Consider the following 10,561-nt stretch of genomic DNA (forward strand, 5'->3'; position numbering starts at 1 on the left):
AATGTGGCTAAAAATGATTATCTTACAAAACATTACATACCTAAGGTTAGTTTGGAGCTTACAAATTTTGAAGAGTTTGTGGAAAAAAGAAGTGAACTGTTATATCAAAAATTCCAATCAATTATTTAGACCCTTAATGGTGGCTTTATAGGAAGTGTATATCCTATGTAGCCACCATTTTTTGTATAAATATGGTACAATATTCACATACAATCTTTCGGAAAACGGTGATAAAAATGACTAGCAACTTTTCATTTTTTCGTGGGAAATGGGATGTACTTGCTAACTTAGGGGAAACGGCAGAAAAAAATTTATATCATGACCCTCAGACAACCTTATTTAAACTTCGACTATTTGCGGAGACACTTACGAAGTTTATTCTAGCATCAGAAGATATTCGGGAAGCATATGGGACTAATCAGGTAGACCGTATTAATACCTTGCGCAGAGAAGGTCTTCTTGAACCTGAATTATTCGATATATTTGATAGGCTTCGGCTTAAAGGAAATCGCGCATCACATCGCGCGGATTATGGGGAAACAGAAGAAGCAAAGGCATTGTTGCATTTGTCTTTTCGTTTGTCTATTTGGTTTATGGAAGTGTATGGGGATTGGGACTTTCAAGCACCTGAATATATAGAACCGCAGGAACAAGAAATAATTAATATGGAAACGCTTCAACAAGAATATGAAGAAAAAGTTAAAAAACTAGAAGATGAATTAGAAAAAACACGCGAGAAAGCAGTTGCAGAACAACCTGATGTTAAAAAGAAGCGTAAAAAATTAACGAAATCGTTTGTTAATCGTCAACAATTAACAGAAGCAGAAACTCGTACCATTATTGATGAAAAACTCCGTATGGCAGGTTGGGATGCTGAAACATCGACTCTTAATCACCAGAAGAATGGAACACTTCCAGAAAAAAATCGTAATATCGCTATTGCTGAGTGGAAGGTTGCAGGTGGCAGAGCCGATTATGCTTTGTTTGTTGGAATTAAGCTTGTTGGATTAATTGAGGCAAAAGCTGAAAAGAAAAATATTCCTAGCGCCCTAGAAAGCCAGACAAAAATCTATGCAAAGAATATTATCCAAATTGAAAATGAGGAGATTAATTCTTCCACGGGTGAATATAAAGTACCGTTTTTATATGCTACAAATGGAAGACCTTTTTTGAGACAACTTCAAGAAGAGTCAGGGATTTGGTTTTGGGATTCACGGAAGCCTTTTGAACATGCAAGACCATTAGAAGGATGGCACTCACCTGCTGATTTAGAACTACTTCTGAGCCAGGATGACCAGGATGCCAGCAAACGGCTAAAGGAAGAAGATATTACGAAGTTTGGATTACGGGATTATCAACAAAGTGCTGTTCTTGCTACTGAGAAAAGTTTAATTGAAGGAAACCGAAGAATGCTTATTGCAATGGCAACTGGAACAGGGAAGACGCGTACAGCGATTGCTCTTATGTATCGTTTGATTAAAACGAAGAAATGTCGTCGCATTTTGTTTCTAGTTGACCGTAATTCGTTAGGAGAACAAACTAGGGATTCTCTAAAAGATACGAAAATCGAGGGCTATTCATTTACGGATATATATGATGTTAAATCGCTGGAAGATATGACTCCTGATGTGGAGACAAAGGTGCATATAGCAACTGTTCAAGGGATGGTTCATCGACTATTCAATAATGAAAGTGGAAAGGTACCAAGTGTTGGACAATATGACTTTATTATTGTAGATGAAGCTCATAGGGGTTATACAAGTGACCGTGAAATGTCCGAAGAAGAATTGCAGTTCCGTGACCAGAATGATTATATTAGTCAATACCGTCGTGTAATTGAATACTTTGATGCAGTTTGTTTAGGACTTACTGCAACTCCGGCTCTTCATACAACCGATATTTTCGGGATGCCGATATTCAAGTATTCCTATAGTGAGGCTGTTTTGGATGGTTTTCTGGTGGACCACGAACCGCCTTATTTATTTAAGACAGAACTTTCTCAAATAGGTATCACATTCGATAAAGATGAAGAAGTGGAAGTTTACGATGTTGATAAAGGGGAAATTCAGCTAGAAAAAATGGAGGATACAGTACACTTTGATGTTGAGCAATTTAATAAGCGCGTCATTACAGAACCATTTAACCGGGCTGTCTTAACGAAGCTTACAGAATTCATTGACCCTACTGGGAAGGAAAAGACTCTTATCTTTGCAGCAACCGACCAGCATGCTGATTTAGTCGTTCGTTTATTAAAAGAGGCATATCAGACATACGGTGATGAAGTAGAAGACGATGCCATTATGAAAATAACAGGCTCTATTTATAAACCGTTAGAAGCGATTAAGCGTTTTAAAAATGAGCGATTGCCTAACATAGTGGTCACTGTAGACTTATTGACAACAGGTATTGATGTTCCTTCCATCACAAACATCGTCTTTTTACGACGTGTACAATCACGTATTTTGTATGAACAAATGATGGGACGGGCAACACGCCTTTGTCAGGATATAGGCAAAACACACTTTAATATTTTTGATGCAGTTGGTATTTATGACAAGCTGAAAAGTTATACAGAGATGAAACCTGTCGTGAAGCAACAAAACTACAGTATTGCACAATTGTATGAATCATTTACCAATACATCGACTGAAGAAGAAGCAAGTTTTTACCGTGACCAATTAATAGCAAAAATTCAACGTCGTAAGCAGCGGATAAATGAAGAAGGAAAGCAAAAATTTGAAGAGCTCTCTAACGGTAAAAGTATTGATGATTGGGCTAAAGAGATTCAACTTTATTCTCCTGGTAAGGCGAAAGAACATCAAGTATTATTTGAATACATGGAGACGTACCGCGTCAGCGGAGAGAAAAGGTATATCTCGAATCAAGAAGATACCGTTAGAGAAGTGATTCGTGGATATGGTGAAGGAAATAGCAGACCAGAAGACTATTTGGATGGATTCGAGCGTTTTATAAGAGAAAATATGAACGAAATTCCTGCATTACAACTTGTTTGTACTCGACCCAAAGATTTAACGAAAAAGGATTTGCGAGAACTCATTACTATTTTAGAAACAAAAGGATATAAGGAATCACATTTACAAACAGCATGGAAACAGACAAAAAGTGAAGAAATAGCAGCGGATATTATCAGCTTTATTCGCCAAGCTGCATTGGGTGAAGCACTAGTTGACCATGAGACACGAATTAAACAGGCGATGCAAAAGGTGTATTCCCTTCATAACTGGACACCGAGACAAAAGAAATGGTTGGAGCGTATCGAAAAGCAATTAATACAAGTACCTGTCCTGGCTCCAACAGCAGAAGAGGCATTTTCTGAAGAACCATTTAGAACATCGGGTGGATACAAGATAATGAAGCGTGAGTTTGGAGATATGGTTGATAAGATTGTTTTTACGATTAATGAGAGTTTGTATATAAGCTAATCGAGTGGAGGACGAATTGTACTAACTCGACACGAAGCTGTTATTTAAGCTTTTGAGAAATCGGAAAGACTATTATAATAAGAGAAATGGAAGAGTACATCCGAAAAAAATGTGGTGATGTTTGGAAAGACTTTGGAACGGTTATGGCAGAGATGATTTCTATAGCACGTGGCGGAAACCACTTTTTCATCGTTCTTAGTAAGTTTCGAAAACGAATATCGGGAGAACAATATGCTCTTATAAAAAATGAAAAACAGGGGAATTTTATTATGATAGATAAAGTATGGGAGCGAATCACACAATGCGAAGGAGAAACTTTTACGCAGATAAGAGGTAAAGGATTTACATATATGGTAAAAGGCAATTCTGTATTTTTAAGTGCGACCGAACGCTCAATTTCAAAAAACGAATTTGTAAAAGCTTTAAAACTTGTACCGCTTAAAAATACAGTTCCACTTCAGAGCTTTCAAGCCCCTTCTTATTTGTTTGCGATAGTAAATGATGAGCGTATTAGAATGAGCGATTGGTAAGTAGAATTTACTTTTGTGTTAGCAAAAGAGTATTACTTTAAACTGGAAAGGGAGTTCCTAATGTAGGAGCTCTCTTTTGGCGATATCAATAATTACCGAAATAAGGTATATCCCTAAAAGGGTAGCTTTTCATTTATAATAAGAAAGATATACGGATAGTTAAATCTAGGAGGCAATTTATGAACAACCAAGAAATTGTACAAAAGTTATGGAACCTGTGTAATGTACTTCGTGATGACGGAACTTCATATCAGGATTATGTAACAGAGTTAACATACTTGCTCTTTTTAAAAATGATGAAGGAACAGGAAACGGAAGGAATCATCCCTGAAGGCTTTCGTTGGGATGAATTATTGAATAAAGAAGGGGTAGAACTAAAACGGTTCTATCAACGATTGTTAATTGAATTAGGAAGTAGTGAAAATGAAAGGTTACGCCAAATTTATGGAGATGCTTCGACAAGTATTGCAGAACCGAAGAATTTAGAGAAAATTATTAAGTCCATAGATGCCCTTGATTGGTACAATGCAAAAGAAGAGGGCTTAGGGAATTTATATGAAGGATTGTTAGAAAAGAATGCTAGTGAAAAGAAATCGGGTGCTGGTCAATACTTTACCCCTCGTGTCCTTATCGATGTTATGGTACAACTAATCGACCCAAAACCTGGTGAGAGATGCAATGACCCTGCGGCTGGAACATTTGGTTTTATGATTGCCGCAGACAGATATTTAAAAGAAAAAACGGACAATTATTACGACCTAGCTCCTGAAGTAGCTAAGTTTCAAAAGGAAGAGGCATTTACAGGAATGGAGCTTGTTCAAGATACACATCGTTTGGCATTAATGAACGCACTGCTCCATGACATTGAAGGACGAATCGACCATGGGGACTCTTTAACAAGTAATGGAAAATGGATGAAAAATTTTGATGTTATTTTAACAAATCCACCGTTTGGAACAAAAAAAGGCGGAGAGAGTGCTACCCGTGATGACTTAACATATACTACTTCTAATAAACAGTTGAATTTTTTGCAATTAATTTATAACGCGTTAAAAGATAACGGACAAGCCCGCGCAGCCGTAGTTTTACCTGATAATGTTTTATTTGAAAGCGGGATAGGTGCACAAATTCGACGGGATTTAATGAATAAATGTAACTTGCACACTATTTTACGTATGCCAACGGGGATATTCTATGCACAAGGTGTGAAAACAAATGTATTGTTCTTTACAAGAGGAACTACAGACCAGAATAACACAAAAGATGTATGGGTCTATGACCTTCGTACAAATATGCCTTCTTTTGGTAAACGAAGTCAATTAACACTTGGGCACTTTGAAGGATTTATGAAAGGTTATGTAGCAAAAGACCGTACAAAAGTACAAGACGAACGATGGAACAAGTTTACACGAGAAGAAATTACCAAAAAGAACGATAGTCTAGATATTGGTCTTATTGCAGACGAATCGTTATTAGCATATGAGGATATGCCAGCCCCTATCGAAACAGCAGAAGAAGTAATAGTGAAACTTCAACAAGCAATCGGTTTATTAAATGAAGTTGTTGAAGAACTACGAGCAGTAGAGGAGAATGAGGTTGTAAACCAATGAGTAAGAAAAAAAAGTCCATCGAGGAATTATTAAAAGAAGCATTAGTTCCAGAAGAAGAGCAACCGTATGAGGTACCAAATAATTGGATTTGGATACGATTGGAAAATGCAACTAAATTTATTGACTATAGAGGAAAAACACCTAAGAAAACAGAAAAAGGTATAAGGTTAATTACTGCTAAGAATGTAAGAATGAATCGTCTAAATATAGAACCTCAAGAGTTTATTGCGGTTGAAGACTATGACAAATGGATGACTAGAGGAATACCCAAAAAAGGGGATATATTATTTACAACTGAAGCACCTCTAGGGAATGTGGCACAGTTAGATACTGATGAAAAAGTAGCTCTAGCACAAAGAATTATCACATTGTCACCATATTCTATGATTAATAATAATTTTTTGAAATTAGTTCTAATGAGTCCTCAAATACAGTCACTTATCGGGGATAATTCCACTGGTACTACAGTAAGTGGAATAAAGGCTAGTAAATTAAAGTTAATTCCCATTTCACTACCACCTCTAAGGGAACAAATACGCATCGCAGAAAAAGTAGAACGTCTATTAAATAAAATTGATGAGGCAAAGCGGTTGATTGAGGAAGCGAATGAAACGTTTGAACTTCGTCGAGCATCAATTTTGGATATGGCATTTCGTGGGGAATTGACTAGAAAATGGAGACAACTGAATACCTTTATTATTACTGCTAATAAATGGCTGGAAGATATTAATTCCTTAAAAGTAGGAAGTAAAACAAAGTTTAAAGACCAATTGGACCCAAGCATTCTGGATATGCTATATGAATTACCAAATGAATGGGAATGGGTGCGCTTGAATGATTTAATGGAATCATCTACATATGGTACATCTGCTAAAACAAATGATGATGTAACTGGAACACCTGTATTAAGAATGGGGAATATAGTTGATGGGTATCTTGAATTAAATAATTTGAAGTATCTTCCAAGCAATCACGAAGATGTTTTAAAATATGATTTGCAAACAAATGATTTATTATTTAATAGGACAAATAGTTATGAATTGGTTGGCAAAACTGCTGTAATAACAGAAGAGGTATCAGGAAGCTTTACATTTGCATCGTATCTAATCAAAGTTCGATTGTTTTATAAAGATATTTTAGCCAATTATGTTTCTCATTATATTAATAGTCATTTAGGACGTAAAATACTGTTGTCAATGGTTACCCAACAAGTTGGACAAGCTAATATTAACTCACAAAAACTGGCTTCTTTGCCGATTCCGTTACCACCAAAAGAAGAAGTTGTGGAAATTGCAAAATGGCTGAATAATTATCGAGAATTAGAAAATAAACAAAAAGAAATGCTTCTTATAGAAGAGAGTTTCGAAGCACTTGAGCAGTCCATCCTCTCTAAAGCCTTTAGAGGTGAACTTAGAACAAATGACCCAAATGAAGAAAGTGCAATTGAATTATTAAAAGAAGTGTTACAAGAACAAGTAAAATAGTTTCATTCAGACATCCAAATATTGGGTGTCTTTTATTTTTGGCTTTAATACGAAATAGTACAACAAGTTAATTTGTCTTGCTTCTTTGTTGCCTAGAACAGAAAGACACAATAATCCTGTAACGAGCAAGGTGATAAGTGAGATGATTATTGATGTAAGTAGTTGAATTCTTGTTTGAAAGATTAAAAGGAAATAAATGTAATATACAAAAGTAAAAGTTCTGAATAATCTGTTCAGCACTTTTTGAAAAAAGTTTCTTCATTTATATGCTTCCTATACACCAAAAAAATTGCATATTCAATATTTAATCCCACAATTTTAGGATGTATACTACTAACACAAATGCAAAACAACAATATTCGTTAGCCATCTTTAATTTTGAAAATGGGAAATCTGGAATGTCTTGACACAGAGCCTCTAGAGGCAGATTTCGCTCGAAACCCGACCCACCAAGCTGTTTTCGAGAGCTAGAGTAGCCTATCATGCCTCCCACTCAATATCAAGACGCTGTTTTAGCTGGAAAAGGAGTGGCTCACGTTTTCACGAGCGAAGTGGCTCAATGTGATGTGAGCAAAAACAATATATGATTAATGCAAATAGGAGGAAAAGTAAAATGAAACCAAAACAAAATAACATCGCAGCACTTTATATACAGAAAGCTAGAAAAATTAAATCCAAGGAACAACATGAAAATTATCTTTGTTTAACAGAAGCTAAAAAGAGAGGCATTGAAGTCAAAGGGGAATTTCTTTATCAAGAAACATCGCCAACAAAAAAACTGCACGAAAGGGAAGAAATCAAATCTCTTATAGAAGATGCAAAAAAGGAATTGTTTTCAACTGTTATATTTTTTAGTCTTACTCGTGCGGCAGGTGACTATAATAAAGCAGTTGTATTAAAGAAATTTTTGGAAGAAGAGTTTGGAATTCGGGTAATATCCATTTTGGAACGATATGATTCACATTTTTTTAAAGGCGATGATACGACATTTTTTGAAATGATGTATGCTATGCAAAATCCTGATTTACTGCTGTCACCAGAGTTGAAGCGATTGGTTTAGGTAATGAAAAGGAATTAAGCGATAATTGAACATTAAAAAAACTCAAAGCTAAACTGGCTTTGAGTTCTTTTGTGTTTTAGCTAACTTAAAATATCCAAAAGTTGATGGTCTAGTATGTCCATGTTTTTCCAGGTACATTGACCAATATCTAAATAGTGAGTGATGTGTTCATTATAATGAAAACATTGTTTTGCAGAGTTGTTCTCCGCATCAACTTTACATGAAATGGCGGGCATAAATGTTTTTGTAGCATGTTTAATATTCTTAATGAATCATTTCTCAAAGAAAACCTGTATAAATACTAATTTTTATACAGGTTTTTGGTGCAAGGCTTATTGGACTAAACTGCCTATTAGTTGAACAAGGAGTCGTACAAATTTTATAGTAATGATAGCTTATATATAATAAACGGCGGTGATTAAGATTAACATAGAGTATACGTTTAAACCTAAGACAAATAAAGATTTAATGTCTGGTCAATTTTGGGCTATCCCATTATCATCTGGTAACTATGCCTGCGGTAGGGTAATTGAAATTCCGTCTAAAAAAGGAATTGGAAGCAGAACAATGTTTTTAGCTGGTTTAATGGATTGGTAAGGTTCTTTACCTCCAGTTGCAGAAGATTTAATAGGATGCCGAACACTCTATCAGGGTGCAGCAGGTATTATTACTATCCATAAAACAGGATTGGAAGGTAAAATTAGCGGTTATAGACCTTTGGAGTTAGATGGGATTAGTCCTGATTATTTTCGTTCGCAACAATTTGGTGGCATTCTGGTGAAAGGACTTAATGAACTACGTCCGATAACAAAGGAAGAAGAAGTAAGTATGAAGTCTATTCCACTTGGGGCTACTCGGTTATCAAGAATTTAGCAGAAAATTTCTTTGTAATGAAAAAATGAGTTCTGAAACTATTCTATATTTGAATACTAACCCGATAGTTCTTGTTAAACAAAACGGGTGCAATAGTTGAACAAGGCTGTCGCTTCTTTAACTATTATGGAAGAAGAGTTGAAGAATAAATGTTTGAGTATTTCCTTAATTATTGAAATAATGACATTAACGAAGGGAGTGTAAAATTTGGAGAATTCATTAGTAATGAAGACAGATACATCCTTTGCTTTGAACTTTTTGATTTACATACAAAATATTTTTCTCAATCAGAATCGAAATGAAGAGGATTTAAGGTTTCCTTATTTATCAACAAGAATAGCATTTAAAGAAGACTTTAAAATAAAGTATGAAGAACTATGGAATGAGATTTCACAAAGAATATCTAATGACAATAAAAATGATTTAATAATATTTTATGAAGAAAAGGATTTATTTAATCAAAAATTGTTTGTAATTGATAAGGATAGTTTAAAGAATTTTAATGAGATTTATAAAACATACAAAGTGTGGTGGGAGAGCTTTGCAGGTCGTTTTTCAATAGAAAGGTCTATTGATGAAAGGGGGGGAAGTTATATTGAGATTTGGCAAACTCTCTAGTTCAAAGAGGAATAGAACCCAAAATGGAATTGAATATTAGTTAAATTTATGATGAATGTTTACTAGCTAATGCTCAAGCCTCTTCATATTTCGCTGTTCTGCCGATTAGAGATTTTTTTGTTAAATACAAAGAGTTAGTTCCAAAATTAAAGGTATGTATTAATTAAGCTAACAGTTGCTTTTGTTTAATGTCCAAAATTATCAATAATCCGAAAGTATGCAAGATTTTATTCACTTCTTGTATATTTTCGGATTTTTTCATTCCAAATCATTTTCCAGTAAACAACATTTGGTTTGGCTGCCTGATAATACAACTGCTTTTTTAGTAAAGAAGCATTACAAAAAATTATTTTCTATGTTCGTGCAGTCTAATGAATGCACAATTTTTTTATAGGAAATTAGTTGGAAATTTGTCTAAATGTAGTAATATAGAATGATAGGAATGATTCTGTCGAAATTTAAGCAAAGTGAATTTATTTAAAGGGTGTAAGCGTAATGTCTACGATTAACAGAGAAGTTGGGGAACAGGGAAAAGGGTTTAGATTGCAAAGACTTAGGGCAATTAAACTATTGTTTGAAAAAATGAATGCATCACAAAAAGCTATTGTCTACGCTGGAACTGAATATTTGGACGATGTGTATGTCAAATCTATTGACAGTGAAAAGGTGGATGTTATAGCGGAAGGTGATAAAAATTATGATTCAAAGAATGCCTTCTCCTTTATGTCAAATGAAGTAAAAAATAGTTTAATAAGCTTTTTGGATTGTTGGTTCCAGTATGACAGCGAAGGTCTCATTTTCTGTTTTTATACAAATGTTAGCATTGGTAAAGAATACAACACAAAAAATCTTAAAGGTCTTAATATTACCCTTCCAGAAGAACCAATAATCAAGCTATTAATGAAAAAAGATTTCGAAAATGAAAACTTACTTTCAACTGTTG

Annotated in this window: 7 protein-coding genes; all 7 read left to right on the forward strand. The window is 34.7% G+C overall.

Features of this window, described 5'->3' with window-relative positions; genetic code table 11:
* Positions 1 to 236 precede the first annotated feature (236 nt).
* Entirely contained in the window at positions 237 to 3,443 is a 3,207-nt protein-coding gene (gene hsdR / locus TY15_RS22035) for a type I restriction-modification system endonuclease (RefSeq protein ID WP_040204035.1), read from the forward strand.
* An 86-nt stretch (positions 3,444 to 3,529) separates the two neighbouring features.
* Positions 3,530 to 3,973 (forward strand): hypothetical protein, encoded by a 444-nt coding sequence (locus TY15_RS25060; RefSeq protein ID WP_244440982.1) that lies wholly within the window; start codon positions 3,530 to 3,532, stop codon positions 3,971 to 3,973.
* 179 nt (positions 3,974 to 4,152) lie between these two features.
* A complete protein-coding gene (locus TY15_RS22045; RefSeq protein ID WP_040204033.1) occupies positions 4,153 to 5,583 on the forward strand; it encodes a class I SAM-dependent DNA methyltransferase in 1,431 nt (476 codons plus the stop codon).
* Positions 5,580 to 7,067, forward strand: coding sequence for a restriction endonuclease subunit S (locus TY15_RS22050; RefSeq protein WP_040204031.1), 1,488 nt, complete (start codon positions 5,580 to 5,582; stop codon positions 7,065 to 7,067). Before TY15_RS22045 ends, TY15_RS22050 begins: the two co-directional genes overlap by 4 nt.
* Positions 7,068 to 7,680: 613 nt before the next feature.
* Positions 7,681 to 8,127 (forward strand): recombinase family protein, encoded by a 447-nt coding sequence (locus TY15_RS22060; protein ID WP_040204028.1) that lies wholly within the window; start codon positions 7,681 to 7,683, stop codon positions 8,125 to 8,127.
* A gap of 1,080 nt (positions 8,128 to 9,207) precedes the next feature.
* Entirely contained in the window at positions 9,208 to 9,618 is a 411-nt protein-coding gene (locus TY15_RS22070; RefSeq protein ID WP_244440983.1) for a hypothetical protein, read from the forward strand.
* A gap of 495 nt (positions 9,619 to 10,113) precedes the next feature.
* Positions 10,114 to 10,561: hypothetical protein (locus TY15_RS22075; protein WP_042375583.1), on the forward strand; the 448-nt coding region annotated here is incomplete at its 3' end.

This window comes from Neobacillus jeddahensis, from assembly GCF_000612625.1.
In the GTDB taxonomy this organism is placed as follows: domain Bacteria; phylum Bacillota; class Bacilli; order Bacillales; family Cytobacillaceae; genus Neobacillus; species Neobacillus jeddahensis.

Bases quoted from the DNA above. Each gene is read 5' to 3' on its own strand.
- hsdR (WP_040204035.1), top strand. From the start codon at position 237: ATGACTAGCAACTTTTCATTTTTTCGTGGGAAATGGGATGTACTTGCT.
- TY15_RS25060 (WP_244440982.1), top strand. From the start codon at position 3,530: ATGGAAGAGTACATCCGAAAAAAATGTGGTGATGTTTGGAAAGACTTT.
- TY15_RS22045 (WP_040204033.1), top strand. From the start codon at position 4,153: ATGAACAACCAAGAAATTGTACAAAAGTTATGGAACCTGTGTAATGTA.
- TY15_RS22050 (WP_040204031.1), top strand. From the start codon at position 5,580: ATGAGTAAGAAAAAAAAGTCCATCGAGGAATTATTAAAAGAAGCATTA.
- TY15_RS22060 (WP_040204028.1), top strand. From the start codon at position 7,681: ATGAAACCAAAACAAAATAACATCGCAGCACTTTATATACAGAAAGCT.